Source organism: Rickettsia tillamookensis, assembly GCF_016743795.2.
Classification (GTDB): domain Bacteria; phylum Pseudomonadota; class Alphaproteobacteria; order Rickettsiales; family Rickettsiaceae; genus Rickettsia; species Rickettsia tillamookensis.
The window spans coordinates 497,422-519,093 of the sequence record NZ_CP060138.2; the positions used below are offsets into that span (position 1 = coordinate 497,422).

The window sequence follows — 21,672 nt, forward strand, 5'->3', positions numbered from 1 at the left end:
AAGATCAGTATTAACGCCGGTATAGTAATATGAACTATGAATAAAGATTTATATTTTTTGTTTGTAATAAAAATTCTAACTTTTCATTTTACAGGAGTATACTATTGTTATAGTAAATTGGTTTACGTTATTAATTTGTTGCTTGTTAGTCATCTAATTTTAATATTTTAATTACTAAATATTAAAACTATTGATTTATTTAGCAAAAACTATATAATTTAAATTCAGCAAATATTTAACTTCAACCAAACTTTAAGTTAGTTTTACTATATGTTATTTCAAATGTCAAGAAAAAACCATATTTCGTGGTAATATTTTTTATCAATATTTCTAAGTCTTATAAAAATAATAGTTATTATGTTAAAAAACCTATTAAAAACTAAACTTTTTTTAGTTATAGTATCTCTAACTATATTTATTACTTTGCTAAATTTTAGTATATTTTATATTTTTGTGCCGGGTAATCTTACTCAAAATAAAACGATAATTATTGAACCTAAATTATCCGTAAATCAAATAGTTACAAAACTTTATTCTAATGAAGTAATCAAATATCCGAGAATTTTTAAGGTAATTGCTAAAATTTATTCTATAAAAAGACCTCTTAAAAGCGGTGAATATGTGTTTACTCGTAATATATCGCCTCTGCAAACTTTAAGAATATTAGCAAGCGGTAAATCTATAATACACAAGATAATTGTCCCGGAAGGTACGGTAGTTAGTGAGGTTATAAAGAAAATTAATGAAGAAAGTCGATTACTTGGAGAAATAAAGGGTATAATACCGGAAGGTTTTTTAATGCCTTCCACGTATTTTTTTTCTTACGGTGATCAAAAAGAGCAGATAATCGAGCAAATGAGAAATTTAATGTCTGCTAATTTAGATAAGGTAATGCAAAATCTTTCATCGGATTCTCCGTTAAAAACTAGACTTGAGGTATTAACTCTAGCTTCGATAATTGAAAAAGAAGCCGGCTCAAATGCAGAAAAGCCTATTATAGCAGCAGTATTCATTAATCGTTTAAAGAAAAATATGAAGCTACAAGCTGATCCGACTACTATATATGCTTTGACTGAGGGAAAATTTAAATTAGCAAGAGCTTTAACAAAAAAAGATTTATTGCAAGAACTGCCGTATAATACTTATTATATAAAAGGTTTACCGCCCGGTCCGATTTCTTGTCCGTCGTTAAAATCTTTAGAAGCAGTGGTAAAACCCGCTAAAACGGATGCCTTATTTTTTGTGGTTGACGGTAAAGGCGGACATAATTTTTCTAACAATCTTAATGATCATAATAGATTTGTTGAAACTTATAGAAAAAGTTTGATTAGAGTACCTGAGCCGGAAATTGACCCTGAAACACCATCTACTCGATGAACTTCAAAAATTGGCTACGTCGTCTTATAAGATCTGCGGTACTCACGTATTAAGTATACGTTGCGTTCCTCGCCTTATAGACTCCTTGCTCTTTTTGAAGTTGATCTTCGTATATTTTTATCCATTTAACGGATGTTATCATGAATAATAGTGAATTTAGTAAAATAGCCGAAACAACAATTGCATATATAGCAGACAAGATAGAAGAGCAAGATAAAGAAGCAAGTATAGACGTAGATTTACAAGGTGATATACTAAATCTTGATACTGATAAAGGTGTGTATGTAATAAATAAACAAAGTGCAGCTAAAGAAATTTGGTTATCGTCGCCGGTTAGCGGTCCTTATCATTTTTTTTATGAACAAGGAAAATGGAAAAACAAAACTGGACTTGAGCTAATGGCTATTTTGGCTGAAGAACTGGGGATTGATTTTAGTAATATAGGGCAGTATACTACTGTGAAATGAAGAGTTTATTATACGAAGTTCAACTTGGAAAAGAGTAATCGGTCTGTAAGCCAAGGAGCGGAGCGTATAATAAACGTTCAGCATCCGAGGTCTTACAAAGACATTGTTGCCAATTTTTCAAGTGGGCGAGTATATATGAAAGATTTTGAAACTGCCGATAGTGCTGCAAAAGTTTATGATTTAATAATAAAAAATGTTCCTATTGGTACATCTATATTCCTTGATGTTGACGATACTGTTATAACTCCTAAATCAAAAACTTTTAAGAAGCCACCTTATAATCAAATGATTGATAGGATTAAGGAAAATAAAAGTAATTATGATAATTATGAAGAAATTGTTAGTAATTGGCGACTGCAACGAAAGGCAATATTAATTGATGAAGAGTGGGCAGAAGTTATAAACAAGCTTAAGGCAAAGTTTCCTGTTTATGTTCTTACGCAAATGAATACGGGAAAATTCGGCAATATTCCTTCAATGCAAGATTGGCGATATAAAGAACTAAAAGAGCTAGGTATAGAGTTTTCGGATAATGAAAAATTAGCAATTTATAATTCAGGACAAAATGATGATGCTATTTTTTATAAAGGTATATTCATAACAGGTAATCATTCAAAAAGCGGTACTTTATCAAAATTTTCTAAAGATTTAAATGTTAGTTTTATTGTATTTGTTGATGATCGTGGAAAACATGCGGAAGATGTTAGAGATTATTGTAAAAAGAATAAAATCGGTTTTTTAGGTATTTTATTTGACGGGCTTAAAAATTTAATAGGTGAACCTGATAAAAAACTCGCCGAATTTCAAGAATCATATTTAATAGAAAACGCTAAATGGCTTGAAGATGATGAAGCTTATGAATTAATGACAGAAAGTAATAATTAAATAATACATACCTATATAGATATCGTCATTGTGAGCGGGTATTGGCGTTGTTGTATGGCTTGAGAAACTTGCTGGGTGTCATACCGTATAGTACCGGACAGTTTTTATTTTATGTCATTCCCGCCTCCGCGGGAATGACATAAAACGCATTTTCCGAGCCATGCAACAAGCCTGAATAAATCACGGGATGAAAAATGAGAAACTAAAATCCATGAGTTTTAAAAATGCACTTTCTAAAAAATTTTTTGATAATATTTGTAATTGTAATTCCGAATCTAGTATTTGCAAACACTTATCGGCAAATAAATTACAAAATAAGCCCCTTATCTAATGCACCTGTTTCGGCTATTAAAGTTGAAACTGAAATAATCGGGGATATGGACGGCGAGATTGTTTTAGATTTACCCTATGCTTGGGCAAATGCTACATATTACAAGCAAATCAAAAATGTTAAACTTGAATATCCGATTGGAAAATTACACCTTAAAAATCAAGAGGGGAACCCAGCTGTTTTAAATACGGGAAGAATCAATATTATCCGTTTAAGCTACGAAATATACCAAGAAGCCGGTAATCCTTCGGATATTCATGGAACTATAATTAGGTCAAATTTGATCCACTCACCAGGATACGGACTTTTTACTTTACCCGCAGATATCAATGATAAGGATAAAATTGAGTTTAATATTGAATGGAATAATATTCCTGATAGCTGGAAAACAATATCAGATTATGGTCTTGGCAAAAGCGTGAAATTTAAAGTTACGCCGATTGAATTATATAGTGCCGTTTATGCAGCAGGTGATTTACGTATTTACAAAATTGTCGATCAAAAAAATCCAGTATATCTTTCTCTGCACGGTCAATTTGATCTTAAAGACCGAGAAATATCCTCCTATATAAATAAAATTATCAAGGGACAGAGAGCATTTTTTCATGATAATGATTTTCCTTATTATCTAATAAGTTTGATTGAAGGCGATCAGCCAAGACATATGAGCGGTACAGGCTTAACCCATAGTTTTACCGCTTTTATTCCTCAAGGTTTAGACAAACAGGATTATATAACGTTACTTGCTCATGAACATTTGCATAATTGGACAGGGAAGAAAATACGCAATAATTTAGAAGGATTAAATTATTGGTGGAGTGAAGGGTTTACCGATTATTATAGTAGGGTTTTAGCCTTACGTGCCAAGGTTATAATGCTTGAGGAATTTATAGAAGAATTCAACCAATTCTTTCAGGATTATTATTTATCACCGGTAATAAATGAGCCTAACAGCAGTATTAAAGAGGATTATTGGAAAGATTATGCCGTAGAGAAATTACCGTATTATCGTGGGTTTGTTTTTGCACTTTATTTGGACAATTTCATTAAAGAGAATAATAAGAGTAAATCGCTGGATAATGTTATGCTTGATTTGTTTAAAACCTCAAAAGAACAAGAATTTTCTACAGATTATTTTAAAAAAATAGTTAGAAATTATGTTCCAAAAGGGATAGATAAAGAGATAAATGAATATATAGAACAAGGTAAAACTATAGATTTAGCTGATATTGTTAAAGTGTTGCCGATTGAGAAAATAAAAATGGGGGCATATGACCGTGGTTTTGATAAAGATGCTTTAATAAATAATTATACAATAAAAAATATTGATGAAAATAGTAACGCTTATAAATCCGGACTTAGAAACGGGGACATAGTTATAAAATATGATTTTCCTAAATGGGGTTCTCCTGATCAGATAGTTACAATCAAAACAACTAAAGGTGCGTTTAAATTTAGACCTGAAAGTGCTAATAAAAAAGATATATACAGATTCAAGCCTAATTTGTCTAAAGAAGATAAGCTAAAAATCAAAAAGTTTTTTGGTTTTTAGATTTTTTGTAATAAAGTAATTAATAATCAGTAATAGAAAATTCATGTTGTAAAATATCTCTTTTCTTTTTTTTTATTTCTTTATATTATCCAAAAATAAAATATAAACTAAATAATGAGGTATATCATGAATTCTCTATTAAAAGTATTATATCCGAATAGAGTTGTAGAACATTTAAATACAAATTCTTACGCTCTAGATATTGTTAAAATAATTATGGGAGTAGTGGCTATTTTTGCTTCGTCCCAAATAAGCATTCCTATAAAACCGGTAGCAATTACGATGCATAGCGTAATACTTTGTATTATAGCTTTTACTTATAGTCCACGTCTTAGTTTTCTAACTATGCTAACTTTCATTTTTGTAGGTGTAATGGGCTTGCCGGTATTCTGTAAATTTTCTAGCGGGATAAATTATTTTCTAGGAGCAGCAGGTGGTTATTATCTCGGCTTCTTAATCGGAACTCCTGTTATGAGCACTTTAAATGATAAGTTACCTAAGAATTTTGTAAACGTTACCATAATTTGTATTATCGGTCATACTATATTTTATCTATTCGGCGTTAGTTGGCTTGCAAGTATGATAGGTTTAAAACAAGCAATTTATAGCGGATTTATAATTTTCATTCCCAGCGGTCTTGCTAAACTTTTTGTTTTTTCTTCTTTATTTTCCTACGTTAAGAACCTAAAACGAAAGTAATTTTTAGAAATGAAAAAATGGATTTTTGACGAGGCTAAAGAAATCTTTAGCCTTCCGTTTATGGAGCTGATCTATCAAGCTCAAACAGTGCATCGTGCTAATTTTGATCCAAGTAAGATCCAAATCAGCAGCCTTTTAAGTATTAAAACAGGAAGTTGTCCTGAAAATTGTAAATTCTGTCCTCAATCTGCTCATTATAAAACTTATGTAGAAAAAGAACCTTTGATACAAATTGAGGAAGTAATTACGGCAGCAAAACGTGCTAAAGCAGCTGGTAGCACCCGCTTTTGTATGGGGGCTGCGTGGCGTGGTCCACGTGATGAGGACTTAAAGTTGGTTTGTGAGATGATTAAGGAGGTCAAAAAATTAGGTTTAGAAACTTGCGTTACGCTTGGTTTATTAAAAGAGCATCAAGCAGTTACGCTTAAAAAAGCAGGGCTTGATTTTTATAATCATAATATTGACACTTCCAAAGAGTTTTACGATAAAATTATTACCACTCGCACTTTTCAGGATAGGCTAGATACTTTGCAATATGTTCGAGCTTCCGGTATGAAAGTATGCTGCGGCGGTATTTTAGGAATGGGAGAAACAAATGATGATCGTATTAATATGATCTTAACTCTTGCCAATCTTGAAGAACCTGCTGAATCGGTAACTATCAATAAGCTAATAAAAATTCCAGGCACTCCGCTAGAAAATGTAGAAGATATTGATCCTTTTGATTTTGTTCGAGTAATAGCTTTAGCAAGAATAATGATTCCAAAATCATATATTCGTTTGTCGGCAGGTAGGGAACAAATGTCTGATGAATTGCAAGCTTTATGTATTATGGCAGGCATTAATTCAATATTCTACGGAGAAAAGCTTTTAACTTCAGCTAATCCAATGCCTACAAAAGATAATGAGTTATTTGAGAGACTATCTATAAAGTAATTATTAACTTTTTAATTATTTATTAATAATATCCATTGACATGGTCTAATATTTAAGTTATAATTGCGTCACGATTTAATTTTAAGGGGAAAAATCATGACAAAAATCTATACGGGGCCACAAACCTCAAAAAAAACATCTAGTTATTTTGATAGTGCTACAATTCATTTTCAAAATGCTACCAAAGCTGCAGCAGATTTCACAATGTATGCTACCTCAGCAACAGAACATGCTATTAATGTGATAGAAAATGGTGCGAGTGCTCTATGTTCTATTCAAAATGTTATTTCTGATGTGAACACTAATTATTCTTTTATATCTACATTTGCTCAAGCAGCTGTAGCAAGTCTTGCAACTTTTGCTTATTACAATCCTCCGGCTCTTATCGGTGCTTTTACCTTAGGAGCAATTGCAATTTCGCCGTCCGATTCTATCGGATGTGTAAAAGACACAATAAAAGCAGGGGTTGCTGCAGGATATGTGGTTTGTGAAACCCTGGAAGGTTTAGTAGAAGGAACAGCAGGTATAGTTTCTCTTATCGCTGATAATATCTACGGCGATACCGCAGAACTTGCCGGTGCTATTAATACTAATATGATAGAGTATCATAGCTAAAATATTGTTATCTCAAGTTGTCATTGCGAGGAAAAACTGTAAGTTTTAACGAAGCAATCTCAGGAGTATTATTTCATGAGATTGCCGCGTCGCTTCGCTCCTCGCAATGACGATTTAGCATCCACGCGGGCAGCACCCTGCGGGAATGACATAAAAAGTTACACGCTATAGTCAAATCAGTTGGATTTAATTACAAGAAGCAAGGAGCGAAGCCTATAACTAATAGGAGAGCGACGAGTGACATCGTCAGTGAATTCAAATTATTTGACTATAGTTAATCGTTTTATTATTTCTTCTCTATCAATCAAAGGTAAAACACCTGCAATTTCCGGTCCTGATTCTCTACCGGTTAAAGCAAGGCGAAGAGACAAAAATAACTCCTTACCTTTCTTGCCTGTTATATTTGTTATTTCTTTAGTCCAAATACTCCAGCTATCTTTAGTAATTTCTCCTTGCGGTAATAATTCTGCAGCTTGCTTTAAATAATCCTTATCTAAATTTAGATTTTCTACATTCGGAGTTTTATGACAAATCTCCCACCAATCTTTTACATCACGTAATTTTTGTAAATTAGGTCTTACCGATAACCAAAAATTTTCATCAATATACTCGGCATCGATTTCTTTAAGGCGGTCTTTTACTTCGTCAAAATCTAAACTTATCAATAATTTATGATTTAGTCTTTCCAAATCTTCCGGCTGATAGATAGTCGGGCTTTTAGAAAAGCTACTTATCTCAAACTGATCCGCTAGCTTATCCATTGATTTATAAGGTAAGATTTGTGCCGATGAACCAAGTAAGCTAAAAAAGCTAGCTATTGCCATAGCTTCAAGACCGATTTCTTTTCTAAGAGTTGCGATCTCAAACCCTCCCACTCGTTTAGAAATTTTCTCGTCTTTATTGATTATTAAACTTAAATGTCCAAAAGTCGGAGGAGTAGTATTTAAAGCCTCAAACATTTGAATTTGAATAGCGGTATTGCTAACGTGATCTTCACCCCTAATAATATGAGTAATATCATAATCAATATCGTCAATAACTGAGCATAACATATAAGTCATACTACCGTCTGCTCTTATCACTATTGGATCGCTTAAAGCCTTACCGTCATATTTAACTTCGCCTTTGATCATATCACGCCAGCTAATAGGTTCATGATTTACCAAAAATCTATAATGCGGTTTTCTTCCTTGCTCTATATATTTTTGTGTTTGCTCTTCTGTTAGATTTAAGCTAGCTCGATCATAAATCGGCGGTAATCCCTTAGATAATTGAAATTTACGCTTTAATTCTAGCTCTTCCGGAGTCTCATAGCAGGCATATAATCTTTTTTTGTCTAATAATAGATTTTTGATTTCATCATATCTACTTAAACGACTTAATTGATTAAATGTCTGATCCCAATTAAGATTTAAAAATTTTAAATCTTTTTCGATAGCGTCTTTATATTCCTGTTTACTACGCTCTAAATCCGTATCGTCAAATCTTAAAATAAACGGCCCGTTATGCTTCTTTGCATATAGCCAGTTAAGCAATGCTGCCCTGATATTTCCGACATGTAACATACCGGTTGGTGACGGAGCAAATCGTGTTATAATTTTTGTCATTTTTTATATCTTTTTATGTCATTCCTGCGAAAGCAGGAATCCATAGAACTATTCAATTAAATCTTTCCATTCAGGGTTAGCTTTTTCTATCAGTTCTATTTTCCAACTACGCTTCCATTTTTTCAAGTTTTTTTCTCTTGTAAGTGCTTCTTTAATATCAGTAAATTCTTCTGTATAAACAAGCTTTATAATATTATATTTTGAGGTAAAACCTTTTATTATTTTTTGTTTATGTTCATAAGTACGACGTATTATATTATTAGTAATACCAATATATAAAGTACCATGCTTATTAGAGCATAATATATACCCAATACATTTTCTGTTTTTTAGTTTTATTTTATGGATTCCTGCTTTCGCAGGAATGACATCAATCAAATCACGGGGTGACGCGCTAAACTGTTTACCCCTGTTTCTTCTCTAACTTCGCCTTATTGTCTTCAATTAGCTTCATTGCGTCGTCTAAGCTTAAATTCAGAAAATCATATTTTTTAGGTATTGAAATAAACTTTCCTATATATTTTATGTAAGGACCGAATTTACCGTAATCTATCGTAATTTCCTCGTCGCTATCTTTATGCACGCCGATTTTAAGAGGTAAGCTTAGAAGCTTCAATGCCATCTCAAGTGTGATATCGTTTTGATTCAAGCTAGGAGGCACGGGGCTACGTTTCGGCTTTACTTTGCCTTCTTGTTCACCAAGTTGAATATAAGATCCGTAAGGTCCTTTTTTTAAGTGTATTTCTATCCCGTCTTTATCAGTGCCTAAAATTTTATTCTCATTAGGAATAGCGGAAGGTTCGCCTTCATTTTCGTTATTATCGTTACCGCTAACAATGGATTTTCTGAAAGTACATTCAGGGTAATTACTACATGCTAAAAACGCTCCGAACTTACCGAGTTTTAAGCTAAGCTCACCCGTTTTACATGAAGGACAAACTTTAGATTCTTTATTCTCACCGAACAAGTGATAATCAAGGGCTTTCTGTACATAGCTAATAATCTCGGTTATTTTTTGTTCGTTTACCGATTCAATATTATGATTAAAACCGCTCCAAAAATTATTTAAAGCAGCTTTCCATTCAAGCTTACCTGCCGCTATTTCGTCTAACTCATTTTCAAGACCTGCGGTAAAATCATATTCTACATATTTCTTGAAAAAACCGACCAAGAATACCGTTACCAAACGTCCTAATTCTTCAGGCATAAAACGCTTTTTCTCAAGAGAGACGTATTTACGATCTTGTAAAACCGATAAAATACTAGCATAGGTCGAAGGGCGACCGATCCCAAGCTCTTCAAGTTTTTTCACTAAGCTTGCTTCCGAATATCTTGGAGGAGGTTCTGTAAAATGCTGATTAGGAATAATTTCTTTAGTTTTAAGCGGTTCTTGTTCTTTTAAAGGAGGCAGCATTTTATTTTCTTCTTCAGCCTCATCGTCCACACTTTCACGATAAACCTTATAAAACCCGTCAAATGCTATAGTCGAGCCATTTGCTTTTGCCAAATATTCTTTATTTTCCGAAGCTAAACTTGCAACTACCAAATCCATTATCACATTTTCCATTTGGCAGGCTATAGTCCTTTTCCAAATTAGTTCATAGAGTTTATAGTAATCCTTTTCTAGCTTTTCTTTTAAGCTATCAGGCGTATAAGTGATATTTGTGGGTCTTATTGCCTCATGAGCTTCTTGAGCATTTTTTACTTTGGATTTGTAAATTCTAGGGCTAGTCGGTAAATATTTGTCGCCGTAATTTTTATCGATTAAATTACGTATATCAGCTATTGCGTCATTTGATAATGTAACGCCGTCGGTTCTCATATAGGTAATAAGCCCTATAGTTTCCTTACCTATGTCAACGCCCTCATAAAGTTTTTGTGCTATTTGCATAGTCTTTTTAGCACTAAAACCTAATTTTCTTGCTGCTTCTTGTTGCAGTGATGAAGTGATAAAAGGAGGTTGTGGCTGACGTTTTTGTTGTTTCTTTTCTATCTTATCAACATGAAATTTTTGAGATTTTAATTTCTCAGTTAAATTTTTGGCATCTTTTTCCTTAATAATTGAGAATTTTTCTAACTTTTGATCGTTTACGTGAGTCAATTTAGCAGTAAATAGTTCGTTATTACTATTTTGCATTTTAAGGCTAATATCCCAATATTCTTCTGACTTAAAACGCTCTATTTCATCTTCTCGCTCACATATTAATCGCAGAGCCACAGACTGTACACGTCCCGCCGATTTACACCCAGGTAACTTACGCCATAAAAGAGGTGAAAGGGTAAAGCCGACTAAATAGTCTAAAGCTCTTCTTGCTTGCTGGGCATTTACTAAGTTAGTGTCAAGTTTTCTAGGGTTCTCAACGGCATGAATAATTGCTTTTTTAGTAATTTCATTAAAGGCTACCCTTTTGAAAAAATCATCGGATTTAACTTTATTCTTTTCTTTTATTACCTCTGCAACATGCCATGAGATAGATTCACCCTCACGATCCGGATCGGTTGCAAGATATACTGCATCAGCTTTTTTAGCATCTTTAACTATGGCATCTACATATTTACCGGCTTTATCGGAAATATCATATTTCATCGCAAAATTTTCATCAGGTAACACTGAGCCTTTTTTAGAAGGTAAATCTCTAATATGACCGAATGATGCAATGACCTTAAATTCATCACCTAAATATTTATTTATCGTTTTTGCCTTTGCCGGCGATTCTACTATTACTAATTTCATCGATGGTTATTTTTCATTATAAAAATAATTATTCTATTATTATTTGCCCCACTCTTTACTATGTCATTCCCGCGAAAGCGGGAATCCAGCGTAAAGCGAGATAAATCGAGCTTTTCAAAAAATCTTTTTGATCAAGATTTTATTCAAATAAAGCTTTTAAAAAGCTTTAAAGTATTGGATTCCCGCCTACGCGGGAATGACATAGAGCATTAGGCGTAAACTAATGATATTTTATTGCCGGCGTGACGTATTGCTTTGCCGGCGAGTTCTAATTCTAATATTACCGTATATATAATAGGAAGCGGTAATTCTGTCTCTTTTTGTAAATATTCAAAATCTATAGGTACTGCCGATAATAATTCCAATATAGCAGTACGCTCCTTTTGTGACGGTTCTTTAACATATCTCGTATTTAGTGTTTCTAGCTCAACAAAATCTTTAAATAACTCATCATCTTTTTTAATAAAATTTTCATATTGCGGTAAATTAGTTACAATGTCGTCTACTGATTCCACTAAATATGCTCCCTCTCTAATCAATTTATTTGTACCCTGACATCTTGGATCTAAAGGGAAACCGGGAACAGCAAATATTTCCCTATTCTGTTCAAGTGCAAATTTTGCAGTTATTAATGAACCGGATTTTAAGCTTGCTTCTACTACTACCACTCCTAAGGCTAGCCCCGATATTATCCGATTACGTTGCGGAAAATGTTTTCCAAGAGGTGTAGAGCGGATAGGTAACTCAGCTAATATTAAACCTTCTTCTGCTAAATTTTCAAATAGTTTTTTATTTTCCGGTGGATATATATGATCAATACCGCCTGCAATAACTCCGATAGTTTGAGAAATTGCAGCTTGATGTACGCTACTATCTATCCCCCTTGCTAATCCTGAAATAGTTATATACCCTTCGTTTACTAAATCATTTGCAATTTTATGAGCAAAGCTTCTTCCGTTTGCAGAAGCGTTTCTTGCACCTACTATTGCAACGCATTTATTATGATTTAATAACTCTATATTACCTTTATAGCTTAATATTGGTGGTGGATCATAAATTTCAAGTAATAATTTTGAATATTCCGGAGATTTATATGTGATAATCTTAGCATTATCTTTTTCGAGAAGTTCTAACTCTTTTTCAGCATCGCTTTTACTGAAAATTTTAATTGGTTTCGACTTTCCGCCTCGCAATGAAAAATCCGGAGCGTTATCTATGGCAGTTGCTGCATCACCGAATAATTTAATTAAACTAAAGAAAGTTTTAGGACCGATATTTTCACTCCTAATAAGACGTAAAATATTAATTGTTTCAACATCATAGGATATTTTAGGAGTAGAAAATAATTCTTTTAGCATTATTTAGGGTTATTTGATATGGGTTTTGGTTTAATTGTTAACGTCATTGCGAGGAAATTTACAATAGTAAATTGACGAAGCAATCTTGGGAAGGATTCCTGAGATTGCCACGCTCACTAACGTTCGCTTGCAATGACGAAAAAACCGATCCACGCGGGAATGACATAATACTACAGTTTCTCGGCATGTGAGCTTAAATAATGTGCTATACCTTCATGTGACGGGGTAATTGCTTCCTCACCTTTATGCCAGCCTGCAGGACAAACTTCGCCGTGCTTTTGATGATGAGTTAAAGCATCGATTACTTTTAATGTATAATTAATATCACGACCGATAGGTAAGTCGTTAACTAGCATGTGACGTACTATGAAATCTTTATCAATTAAAAAAGTTCCACGCAAAGCAACACCGTCTTCATTAAGTACGTTATATTTTGAAGAAATATCCTTTTTTATATCGGAAACCATTGGAAATTGTACTTGTCCAAGTCCGCCTTTATTATGCGGAGTATTTTTCCAAGCTAAATGGCTAAAATGAGAATCAACGCTAACAGCTACTAATTTAGTACGTCTTTCGGTAAATTCACCAAGCTTATTGTGAAATGCTATAATTTCCGATGGACAAACAAAAGTAAAATCTAGAGGATAAAAAAATAACACTATATTATCCCCTGCAGCATAATCGCTAAGTTTAAACTTTTCGTCTATATTATTATTAGGCATAATAGCTTTAGCTGTAAAATCCGGAGCAGTTTTGCCGACAAATACTGACATATTCATAACCTTTTATTAATTAATAATCTGATATGATATATAAAACTAATTATTATTACAATAATAAATCTTTATAAATTGCTACTTATCTATTTTCTTTTCCGAAGAAGCTTTTAATTGGTTAAATATAGTTAACGCTCCGGTTACAAAACTACTCGGTTCTGAAAGATTTGCGGGTAAAATTACGGTGTTAGTATCTTTAGCCAAATTACCGAATGCACTAATATATTGCTCGGCTATTTTAAGAGCTACTGCATCGCTTCCTCCCGTTTTTTGTACGGCAGCTGCAACAATCTCAATACTATTTGCCGTGGCGGTAGCGACTAAGCCTATTGCTTCAGCTTCACCTTTTGCTCTGTTAACTTGATCTGTATAAGAAGCTTCTGAATTCAGTACGATTTGTGCTTTTTCACCTTCTGCATGGTTAATTTTTGCTTGCCTATTACCTTCCGATTCTAGAATTTGAGCTCTTTTTTGACGCTCTGCCGCTACTTGCAATTCCATAGCTTTAAGTATAGTTTGCGGAGGTTGAATATCTTTAATTTCATAACGCATACATTGTATGCCCCAATTTATAGCAGCCTGATTAATAGCTGCTACAATTGCTACGTTTAAAGTTTCGCGCTCTTCAAAAGTTCTATCTAAAGGGAGTTTACCGATTTCCGAACGCATAGTAGTTTGAGCAAGCTGCGTTATAGCATAGTAAGGATTATTAACACCGTAAGACGCTGCCATCGGATCAATAATTTTAACATATAAAACACCGTCGATAGATAATGTTACGTTATCGTTTGAAATAGCTGTTTGAGCGGTAACGTCTATAGCTTCTTCTTTTAAAGTATGTTTGTATGCTACTCTCTGAATGACAGGGATTAGTAAATTTAAACCAGGTTGTAGTACTTTGTCAAATTTTCCAAGTTTTTCTACTACCCATGCTTGTTGTTGAGGTACAACTTTAACCATTTGTATTATAACTAAAATCGCTATAATACTGAAAATTAATAATGCATATTCCATAATTCAATACCTTTTTTTATTTCCACTCTATATTATTTTTAATTATAAAAAAAGGATTTAAATTAAACGAGTATACATTAATTATATATTTTTTTATCAATAAAATGGGTTTTAATTACTTTGAGTAAAGAAAGAATGCTTGAATATTCTTCAAGTTGTTCATTTATATTTTTTATCTCATTTAAAGCACTATTAAAATCTTTCTGTAATAAATAAGTTTCAGCGGCTTTATTTTGTTCTAGTGTTTTAAGTAAAATACTTTGTAAAAATCTATAATAATAGTCATCTAGTTTAGGTATATCAGACATAATAATAAATCATATAATTATTGAGATTTTAATTTATATATAAATTTTTTAATAATTCAATAATTTTTAACTAGACTTACATATACTTAAGTCTTTATCTACTATGTTGGAATCTATATTTAAACAGTCAAGGATTGAATGAAATACATAATCATGGCTAATTTCGGTATTAGCATAATTTTTAATTGAGTCTACCGATTCAGGATATTTTTCTTTAAAATCATCTGATACCCAAACTATAAGCGGCACTGTTATTTGTTCTGCAAGTAGTGGACCACCGTGACCGTAATAACCATTTTCTCCTAGCGATTCGCCGTGATCGGATACATATAATAAAAAGGCATTTTTATCTTTAAGCAAATCTATTAAATTAGATAAAAAAAAATCAGTGTATAAAATTGAATTATCATAACTGTTAACTAAAGCAAGCTTATCGCAATCACTTGCATCTCCCTTAACCTTAATAGGACAGGTAGGGGTAAAATACTCAAACTCTTTTGGATATCTCGCATTATAGTTCCAATGGCTGCCGGAAGTGTGAACTACTAAAAATTGTTTCTCTGAGTTTGTTATTATTTCTTTTATAAAAGGTAATATTTTTTCATCATGATCATTTAAAGAAAATAGAGCAGAGCCGCCCGGTACTATAGTAAAATTAACGTCATTATATATATTACTGAGGTCAAAATTTGCGAAACTCCTCATTAAAGTTTGAGTACCGATCCAGGTAGTATTAAAGCCAAGATTTGTTAAAATTGATAAAAAGCTGTTCTCTTGTCTAGTATTTTCAATTTGACTTGCAGGATAACGTGAAAGTAATGACGGTACAGAAAGATAGGTAAGATTAGAAGAGGATTTAGCTTTGAAAGAAGTTAGATTTTGAGCAGTTTTTAAGTAAGGAGTCGTATCTCTTTCATAACCGTTAATACCGAAATGATCAAATCTTGCCGATTCTCCTATAACTAAAACACCGATAATATCTTTATCTGACTTATCTATAAAGTTATATTGCTTACTAATATCTATACATGTATAATTTTTATCACCAAAATTTCCAGCAAAATTAAGGTAGCTATTATGTAAATACTGAATGGGAAAGTAATTTTTTAGTATCTTAAATGAAGGAGTAATAATATTATATACAAAAATAAGTAAGCAAGCGGCAGATAATAATTTTGTTACGAATGATTTAGAATTTTCGGCAGCAAACGATTTGAGAGTATAAAAACAGGTAAAAAGGCAAAAAATTATCCATATTACTAACTTAATGCTGATTAATTCATAAACTTCGTTTAAATCCGTTGAGAAAAAACTCCCTATTACTTGTTTAGTAGGATTGATTTTGAAGAAATAAATGTAATAACTAGCAATAGCGGATGTTATAAATAAAAACCCTACGCCGATTTTTAACACTAATTTATGTACGCTAAGACCAAAAAATGCTATAAAAGAAAATATATAAATATAACAAAAATCTTTTGATAGCTCTAATATCCCTCTAAAAATCGTTGCTTTATAATAATCAAATTTATAAATCAATATTGCGGTATTAAATAACAAACAATAAATAAAGGCTAAAATAGCCGATAATTTAATTAATTTCGTATCTAAATGTTTTTGAATAGTTTTTAGCATATATAAGTAATATAAGATAAATAGTAGAATTAATAACTACCATGATCATAAAAAATCTTCAAGAATTTTATCCGCTTTTAATACCAAATGCTCCGCTTATCGCTATTGATTACGGAAGCAAAAAATTAGGAATCGCATTATCTAATCAAGAACGTAGTATTGCTATGCCCTTAAACACTATAATTGAGATAAATAAAAAAATCGTTATTACTTCCTTGCTTAATATTATCGAAAAATATAAAGTTTGTGGTGTTGTAGTAGGTCTACCGATTGATATGAACGGAGCAGTAACGGAGCAAACAAATATAGTGATGAAATTTGCAGAAGAATTAACAAAATCTGTAAATTTGCCTATATATTTACAAGATGAAAGACTAACTACAAAAGCTGCAAATAATTTCCTTAAATCATTCAGCGTTAAAAGAAAAGACCGTAATAATAATGATGATGCCGTAGCTGCTAGTATGATTCTTGAAACAGTGCTTGATTCTATAAAAAATATTTAATTAGGAAAGAATTGAGGAGTTATTGCATGGGTCAATTTTTCGTCATTGTGAGAAGAATTACGTAGTAATTCAACGAAGCAATCTAGTAAAAAATTCTGTAAATCAGAATTTTTTTAATTATTTTTTACTTCCTTGCCACGTCGCTTCGCTCCTCGCAATGACGATTTGGCATCCACACAACAATCGTTGATAATTATACTCTGCTGCTTTCAAGAATTGCTCTTTGTTATCTTCATGGATTCACGTACTCACTTATTAAGTATAAGCTGCGTGCGTTCACCATTTGATAACAAATTCAATTCTTGAAATCATTTGAGTATATATATTCTTAGCTTTGAAAAAACCTTATTGTAAAGATATATTATTTATGATAGAAACGATTCGATAAAAATAAATAAAATATATCATGAAAATATTAATTCTAGGTGTTACCGGTATGCTGGGTAACAGCATGTTTAGGTTTTTAAGTCAGGATAGTAAGTTTGACGTTTATGCGACAGCCCGAAATAATTCCGCTCGTTCTTATTTTTCTAAGGATTTATCCGATAAATTAATTACAAATGTAGATGTTGAGAATCATGATTCATTAGTTGAGGTCTTCAATAAAATAAAACCCGATGCCGTCATAAATTGTATAGGGCTTGTGAAACAACTAGCTGATGCAAACGATCCGTTAAAAGCATTGCCAATAAATAGTTTGTTACCGCATAGGCTAGCTAATTTATGTAAATTAGCTAATTCAAGGTTAATCCATATTAGTACTGATTGTGTATTTTCAGGAAAAAAAGGTAATTATAAGGAAAGCGATTTTTCTGATTGCTATGATCTTTACGGTCGTTCTAAATTCCTTGGCGAAGTAGATTATCCGCATGCTATTACGCTGCGTACTTCTATTATAGGTCATGAGCTAGCAGGTAATAGAAGCTTAATCAATTGGTTTTTAAGTGCAGAAGGGCAGGTGAAAGGTTTTGAAAAAGCTATTTATTCAGGATTCCCGACAGTAGAGCTTGCAAGAATAATAAGGGATTTTGTATTACCGAATAAAGAACTGCATGGGCTTTATCATGTTGCATCAAAACCGATTAATAAGTTAGAATTGTTAAAATTAGTAGCGGAAATATATAATAAAGAAATCGATATTATTCCATCGGATGAGCTTGTGATAGATCGTTCTCTAGATGCTACTAGTTTTAACGAGGTAACGGGATATACGCCTCCTGAGTGGAAGGAGCTTGTAAAGCGTATGTGTGAGTTTAAGTAGGCTTGTGTCATACCGTGGCTTGACCACGGTATCCAGCTTAAAAATTATTGATATTAAAAGTTATTTTTTGGATACCGTGGACAAGCCACGGTATGACAGTTAACTTCAAAAATAGGTACTAAATAAATAATGTTTGTAGATAAAACTTTAATGATTACAGGAGGCACCGGTTCGTTTGGTAATGCGGTGCTTTCTCGTTTTCTTAAATCCGATATTATCAATGATATTAAGGAAATTAGAATTTTTAGTAGAGATGAAAAAAAGCAAGAGGATATGCGTATTGCTTTAAATAACTCAAAACTTAAATTCTATATCGGGGATGTACGTAATTATAAAAGTATTGATGAGGCAATGCATGGTGTAGATTATGTATTTCATGCCGCCGCTTTAAAGCAAGTTCCGACTTGTGAATTTTATCCTATGGAAGCAATCAATACTAACGTGTTAGGTGCTGAAAATGTTTTAAGTGCTGCTATTAATAACAAAGTTACAAAAGTTATTGTACTGAGTACCGATAAGGCTGTATATCCAATTAATGCAATGGGATTATCTAAAGCATTAATGGAAAAGTTAGCAATAGCAAAAGCACGTATGCGTTCTCCAGGTGAGACTGTGCTTTGCGTCACTAGATATGGTAACGTTATGGCATCTCGTGGTTCGGTAATTCCTCTTTTTATAAATCAAATAAAACAAGGTAAGGAATTAACCATTACAGAACCGTCAATGACACGTTTTTTAATGTCGCTTGTAGATTCCGTAGATTTAGTTTTATATGCGTTTGAGCATGGGCGTCAGGGTGATATCTTCGTACAAAAATCTCCGGCAAGTACAATTGAGGTACTTGCAAAAGCATTACAAGAAATATTCGATAGCAAAAATGAAATACGTTTTATCGGTACACGTCACGGCGAAAAACATTACGAATCGCTAGTATCATCTGAAGAAATGGCAAAAGCTGAGGATTTAAGGGATTATTACCGTATTCCTATGGACGGGCGTGATCTTAATTATGCAAAATATTTTGTTGAAGGTGAAAAGAAAGTAGCACTTTTAGAGGATTACACTTCCCATAATACAAAACGTTTAAATTTAGAAGAAGTAAAAGAGTTATTACTGACGCTTGATTACGTACAAGAGGAGCTAAAAAATGCTTAAGGTAATGACGATTGTCGGTACTCGTCCTGAACTTATTAAATTATGCTGCGTGATTTCCGAGTTTGATAAATATACTAATCACCTCCTAGTTCACACTGGTCAAAATTATGCATATGAATTAAATCAGGTTTTTTTTGATGATATGGGGATTAGAAAACCTGATTATTTCTTAGAAGTAGCAGCAGATAATACGGCAAAATCTATCGGGCTTATTATCGAAAAAGTAGACGAGGTACTTGAGAAAGAAAAACCCGACGCCGTTTTATTTTACGGCGATACTAATTCGTGTTTATCGGCGATTGCTGCTAAACGCCGTAAAATTCCGATTTTTCATATGGAAGCAGGAAATCGTTGTTTTGATCAGCGTGTACCTGAAGAAATAAACCGTAAAATCATTGATCATATTAGCGACATTAACATTACGTTAACCGAGCATGCAAGACGTTATTTAATTGCTGAAGGTTTGCCTCCTGAGCTTATTTTTAAATCAGGCTCGCATATGCCTGAAGTTCTTGACCGTTTTATGCCTAAAATATTAAAGTCGGATATTTTAGATAAATTATCGCTAAAATCAAAGCAGTATTTCTTAATTAGCTCACATCGTGAGGAAAATGTCGACGTCAAAAATAATCTGAAAGAATTATTAAGTAGTTTACAAACGCTTATTAAAGAGTATAATTTTCCGGTAATCTTCTCGACACATCCAAGGACTAAAAAAAGGCTTGAGGATTTAGAGGGGTTTAAGGAGCTTGGTGATAAAATAAGATTTTTACCGGCTTTTGGTTTTACGGATTACGTTAAGCTCCAGATGAATGCATTTTGTATTTTATCCGATAGCGGTACTATTACTGAAGAAGCATCTATACTTAATTTACCTGCTTTAAATATTCGAGAAGCACATGAACGTCCTGAAGGTATGGACGCCGGTACGCTTATTATGTCGGGCTTTAAGGCTGAACGGGTACTACAATCGATGAAAGCTATCACGGAAGAACACGAGAATAACAAACGTTCGCAAGATATTGTAGCCGATTATGCTAAAGCGGGAGTTGTATCAAAGAAAATATTACGTATAGTTTTAAGTTATGTGGATTATGTTAACCGTACGGTGTGGTTTAAAAAGTAATCCTATTATCCTATTCATTATTATCATATCAAAAGCATGAAATTCTTTAAATCAATAAAATTTAATACTTCATTTTTAAGTGTTTTTTTACTGATAACTCTTATATCTTCTTTTTGCTATTCTAAAGAAAATTCTTATAAAAAAATAGTTTTCCTTGTTAGTACAGAGACATTCGGTGGCAAAGGCGTATACGCAATGTATAATGAGATGAAAAAAATAGGTCATGATGTCAAAATTGTAATAGTACCTCATCCTCATCCTAATATTCAAGGAGGAATAGATACCGAGTTTATTAGTAAATTTGATACACAAGACGTGATATATCCATGTGGTGAGTATACTTCTTATTCAAATGTTAATACAAAATGTGAAATTTCTGAACTAAAAAATTATCAACCGGATTTTATCTTTACGCAAAACCCTTACGAAAATTTTCAAGGCTATATATCAGAACCTTTTACGGCTGCTAATTTGTATAAGAGTTTTAGAGGAACTAAAACAAAAATTATGTATGTAGTTTATGGTCCGCATATCTTTCATCAAAAAAATATTGATGATGATAAGTTATCAAGTTTCATAGAGACGGTATTTGTTGACTCGGAAAGTACAAAAGATATTTTTATTAGTAATTATAAATTTCCTAAGGATAGAGTTATTGTTTCAGGTTATCAACCATACTATGAAGTAAGAAATTATAATATTAAAGAAAAACCAAACTCGGAAACCATTTTATGGCTTCCTAGATGGGAATTATCATTTAAAAATAGAGATTTATATGAAGGAGGTTCTACTTTCTTAAATTATCACTATTTTTTCTATAATTATGCATTACAACATCCTAATATTCATTTTATCATAAGACCACATGTTACACTATTTACCTATGCGGTCGGTAAAAATTACTTAAGCCAAAGTGATATGGATAATATATTAAGTAGGTTTAATTCTTTAAGAAATGTTACTATTTCTGCACATGCATTCAGGTCGTTACTAGATGATATAATGGTGTCGGATATTGTAATAAGTGACGGTACGTCATCTCTTGCTGAAGTAGTAGTTGCAGATAAGCCTATAATTTACTTAAGTAATGGTTGGAATAATGAATTTAATAGCAATGCTCTATCTAAAGAATTAAAAAAATATATGTATTTTGCTTATGAGCCGCAGGATATTATTAACTATATAGAATTTATTAAGCAAAATCATTATTTACCTTATCATGAAAATAATAAGGGTAGAAATCAATTTAAAAAGATGCTTGATCCTGTAGAAAACCCTGCTGCATTTATTGCAGAATATTTGTTAAAATTATAATAATTAAAATATGTGT

At 32.4% G+C, this 21,672-nt stretch carries 18 protein-coding genes and 3 pseudogenes; 13 read left to right on the forward strand and 8 right to left on the reverse strand.

Annotated features, from left to right (window positions below):
* Nucleotides 1–357: 357 nt before the first annotated feature.
* The 8 genes and pseudogenes from mltG to H6P87_RS07275 form a co-directional block, all read left to right on the forward strand.
* Nucleotides 358–1,377 carry an endolytic transglycosylase MltG gene (mltG, locus tag H6P87_RS02350; protein ID WP_202069880.1) on the forward strand — a complete coding sequence of 340 codons (1,020 nt, stop codon included), beginning with the start codon at nucleotides 358–360 and terminating at the stop codon, nucleotides 1,375–1,377.
* Nucleotides 1,378–1,517: 140 nt separating this feature from the next.
* Nucleotides 1,518–1,844 (forward strand): iron donor protein CyaY, encoded by a 327-nt coding sequence (gene cyaY, locus H6P87_RS02355; RefSeq protein ID WP_202069881.1) that lies wholly within the window; start codon nucleotides 1,518–1,520, stop codon nucleotides 1,842–1,844.
* Between the two features lie 135 nt (nucleotides 1,845–1,979).
* The gene (locus H6P87_RS02365) at nucleotides 1,980–2,729 is read left to right on the forward strand and encodes a DUF2608 domain-containing protein (protein ID WP_202070074.1); all 750 of its coding nucleotides are present in this window, start codon (nucleotides 1,980–1,982) and stop codon (nucleotides 2,727–2,729) included.
* Between the two features lie 224 nt (nucleotides 2,730–2,953).
* Nucleotides 2,954–4,612: a M61 family metallopeptidase gene (locus H6P87_RS02370; protein WP_246438041.1), complete on the forward strand. Its 1,659-nt coding sequence runs from the start codon at nucleotides 2,954–2,956 to the stop codon at nucleotides 4,610–4,612.
* 114 nt (nucleotides 4,613–4,726) lie between these two features.
* Nucleotides 4,727–5,311, forward strand: coding sequence for a biotin transporter BioY (locus H6P87_RS02375; RefSeq protein ID WP_202069882.1), 585 nt, complete (start codon nucleotides 4,727–4,729; stop codon nucleotides 5,309–5,311).
* 9 nt (nucleotides 5,312–5,320) lie between these two features.
* Nucleotides 5,321–6,247, forward strand: a complete 927-nt coding sequence (gene bioB, locus H6P87_RS02380) for a biotin synthase BioB (protein ID WP_202069883.1) — start codon at nucleotides 5,321–5,323, stop codon at nucleotides 6,245–6,247.
* Nucleotides 6,248–6,343: 96 nt separating this feature from the next.
* Complete coding sequence (locus H6P87_RS02385) at nucleotides 6,344–6,862, forward strand: hypothetical protein (protein ID WP_246438043.1); 519 nt, start codon at nucleotides 6,344–6,346, stop codon at nucleotides 6,860–6,862.
* A 167-nt stretch (nucleotides 6,863–7,029) separates the two neighbouring features.
* Nucleotides 7,030–7,137: pseudogene (locus H6P87_RS07275) on the forward strand (palindromic element RPE2 domain-containing protein); the annotation flags it as partial.
* Here H6P87_RS07275 and gltX read toward each other — a convergent pair.
* The 8 genes and pseudogenes from gltX to H6P87_RS02430 form a co-directional block, all read right to left on the reverse strand.
* On the reverse strand, nucleotides 7,123–8,469 hold the full coding sequence (gltX, locus tag H6P87_RS02395; RefSeq protein WP_202069884.1) for a glutamate--tRNA ligase: 1,347 nt from the start codon (nucleotides 8,467–8,469) through the stop codon (nucleotides 7,123–7,125). The pseudogene H6P87_RS07275 and the gene gltX overlap by 15 nt on opposite strands.
* 48 nt (nucleotides 8,470–8,517) lie before the next feature.
* A pseudogene (locus tag H6P87_RS02400) lies at nucleotides 8,518–8,788 on the reverse strand (GIY-YIG nuclease family protein).
* An 84-nt stretch (nucleotides 8,789–8,872) separates the two neighbouring features.
* Nucleotides 8,873–11,203 carry a type I DNA topoisomerase gene (topA, locus tag H6P87_RS02405; protein WP_202069885.1) on the reverse strand — a complete coding sequence of 777 codons (2,331 nt, stop codon included), beginning with the start codon at nucleotides 11,201–11,203 and terminating at the stop codon, nucleotides 8,873–8,875.
* Nucleotides 11,204–11,412: 209 nt separating this feature from the next.
* The gene (gene dprA / locus H6P87_RS02410) at nucleotides 11,413–12,561 is read right to left on the reverse strand and encodes a DNA-processing protein DprA (RefSeq protein WP_202069886.1); all 1,149 of its coding nucleotides are present in this window, start codon (nucleotides 12,559–12,561) and stop codon (nucleotides 11,413–11,415) included.
* Between the two features lie 170 nt (nucleotides 12,562–12,731).
* On the reverse strand, nucleotides 12,732–13,334 hold the full coding sequence (locus tag H6P87_RS02415; RefSeq protein WP_202069887.1) for a peroxiredoxin: 603 nt from the start codon (nucleotides 13,332–13,334) through the stop codon (nucleotides 12,732–12,734).
* A gap of 81 nt (nucleotides 13,335–13,415) precedes the next feature.
* Entirely contained in the window at nucleotides 13,416–14,351 is a 936-nt protein-coding gene (locus H6P87_RS02420) for an SPFH domain-containing protein (RefSeq protein WP_010423399.1), read from the reverse strand.
* A gap of 77 nt (nucleotides 14,352–14,428) precedes the next feature.
* On the reverse strand, nucleotides 14,429–14,659 hold the full coding sequence (locus H6P87_RS02425; RefSeq protein WP_040257485.1) for a hypothetical protein: 231 nt from the start codon (nucleotides 14,657–14,659) through the stop codon (nucleotides 14,429–14,431).
* Nucleotides 14,660–14,725: 66 nt separating this feature from the next.
* Nucleotides 14,726–16,294 (reverse strand): phosphoethanolamine transferase, encoded by a 1,569-nt coding sequence (locus tag H6P87_RS02430; protein ID WP_202069888.1) that lies wholly within the window; start codon nucleotides 16,292–16,294, stop codon nucleotides 14,726–14,728.
* 41 nt (nucleotides 16,295–16,335) lie between these two features.
* On the opposite strand from H6P87_RS02430, the gene ruvX reads away from it, so the two are divergent.
* The 5 genes and pseudogenes from ruvX to H6P87_RS02455 all read left to right on the forward strand — a co-directional run bounded on the left by ruvX (nucleotide 16,336) and on the right by H6P87_RS02455 (nucleotide 21,656).
* The gene (ruvX, locus tag H6P87_RS02435; RefSeq protein WP_202069889.1) at nucleotides 16,336–16,800 is read left to right on the forward strand and encodes a Holliday junction resolvase RuvX; all 465 of its coding nucleotides are present in this window, start codon (nucleotides 16,336–16,338) and stop codon (nucleotides 16,798–16,800) included.
* A 406-nt stretch (nucleotides 16,801–17,206) separates the two neighbouring features.
* Nucleotides 17,207–18,061 carry a dTDP-4-dehydrorhamnose reductase family protein gene (locus H6P87_RS02440; protein ID WP_202069890.1) on the forward strand — a complete coding sequence of 285 codons (855 nt, stop codon included), beginning with the start codon at nucleotides 17,207–17,209 and terminating at the stop codon, nucleotides 18,059–18,061.
* Nucleotides 18,062–18,190: 129 nt separating this feature from the next.
* The gene (gene capD, locus H6P87_RS02445) at nucleotides 18,191–19,216 is read left to right on the forward strand and encodes a UDP-glucose 4-epimerase (RefSeq protein WP_202069892.1); all 1,026 of its coding nucleotides are present in this window, start codon (nucleotides 18,191–18,193) and stop codon (nucleotides 19,214–19,216) included.
* Nucleotides 19,209–20,342, forward strand: coding sequence for a non-hydrolyzing UDP-N-acetylglucosamine 2-epimerase (wecB, locus tag H6P87_RS02450; RefSeq protein ID WP_202069893.1), 1,134 nt, complete (start codon nucleotides 19,209–19,211; stop codon nucleotides 20,340–20,342). Before capD ends, wecB begins: the two co-directional genes overlap by 8 nt.
* Nucleotides 20,302–21,656, forward strand: a pseudogene (locus tag H6P87_RS02455) (hypothetical protein). Before wecB ends, H6P87_RS02455 begins: the two are co-directional and overlap by 41 nt.
* Nucleotides 21,657–21,672 lie beyond the last annotated feature (16 nt).

Bases quoted from the DNA above. Each gene is read 5' to 3' on its own strand.
- mltG (WP_202069880.1), top strand. From the start codon at position 358: ATGTTAAAAAACCTATTAAAAACTAAACTTTTTTTAGTTATAGTATCT.
- cyaY (WP_202069881.1), top strand. From the start codon at position 1,518: ATGAATAATAGTGAATTTAGTAAAATAGCCGAAACAACAATTGCATAT.
- H6P87_RS02365 (WP_202070074.1), top strand. From the start codon at position 1,980: ATGAAAGATTTTGAAACTGCCGATAGTGCTGCAAAAGTTTATGATTTA.
- H6P87_RS02370 (WP_246438041.1), top strand. From the start codon at position 2,954: ATGCACTTTCTAAAAAATTTTTTGATAATATTTGTAATTGTAATTCCG.
- H6P87_RS02375 (WP_202069882.1), top strand. From the start codon at position 4,727: ATGAGGTATATCATGAATTCTCTATTAAAAGTATTATATCCGAATAGA.
- bioB (WP_202069883.1), top strand. From the start codon at position 5,321: ATGAAAAAATGGATTTTTGACGAGGCTAAAGAAATCTTTAGCCTTCCG.
- H6P87_RS02385 (WP_246438043.1), top strand. From the start codon at position 6,344: ATGACAAAAATCTATACGGGGCCACAAACCTCAAAAAAAACATCTAGT.
- gltX (WP_202069884.1), bottom strand. From the start codon at position 8,469: ATGACAAAAATTATAACACGATTTGCTCCGTCACCAACCGGTATGTTA.
- topA (WP_202069885.1), bottom strand. From the start codon at position 11,203: ATGAAATTAGTAATAGTAGAATCGCCGGCAAAGGCAAAAACGATAAAT.
- dprA (WP_202069886.1), bottom strand. From the start codon at position 12,561: ATGCTAAAAGAATTATTTTCTACTCCTAAAATATCCTATGATGTTGAA.
- H6P87_RS02415 (WP_202069887.1), bottom strand. From the start codon at position 13,334: ATGTCAGTATTTGTCGGCAAAACTGCTCCGGATTTTACAGCTAAAGCT.
- H6P87_RS02420 (WP_010423399.1), bottom strand. From the start codon at position 14,351: ATGGAATATGCATTATTAATTTTCAGTATTATAGCGATTTTAGTTATA.
- H6P87_RS02425 (WP_040257485.1), bottom strand. From the start codon at position 14,659: ATGTCTGATATACCTAAACTAGATGACTATTATTATAGATTTTTACAA.
- H6P87_RS02430 (WP_202069888.1), bottom strand. From the start codon at position 16,294: ATGCTAAAAACTATTCAAAAACATTTAGATACGAAATTAATTAAATTA.
- ruvX (WP_202069889.1), top strand. From the start codon at position 16,336: ATGATCATAAAAAATCTTCAAGAATTTTATCCGCTTTTAATACCAAAT.
- H6P87_RS02440 (WP_202069890.1), top strand. From the start codon at position 17,207: ATGAAAATATTAATTCTAGGTGTTACCGGTATGCTGGGTAACAGCATG.
- capD (WP_202069892.1), top strand. From the start codon at position 18,191: ATGTTTGTAGATAAAACTTTAATGATTACAGGAGGCACCGGTTCGTTT.
- wecB (WP_202069893.1), top strand. From the start codon at position 19,209: ATGCTTAAGGTAATGACGATTGTCGGTACTCGTCCTGAACTTATTAAA.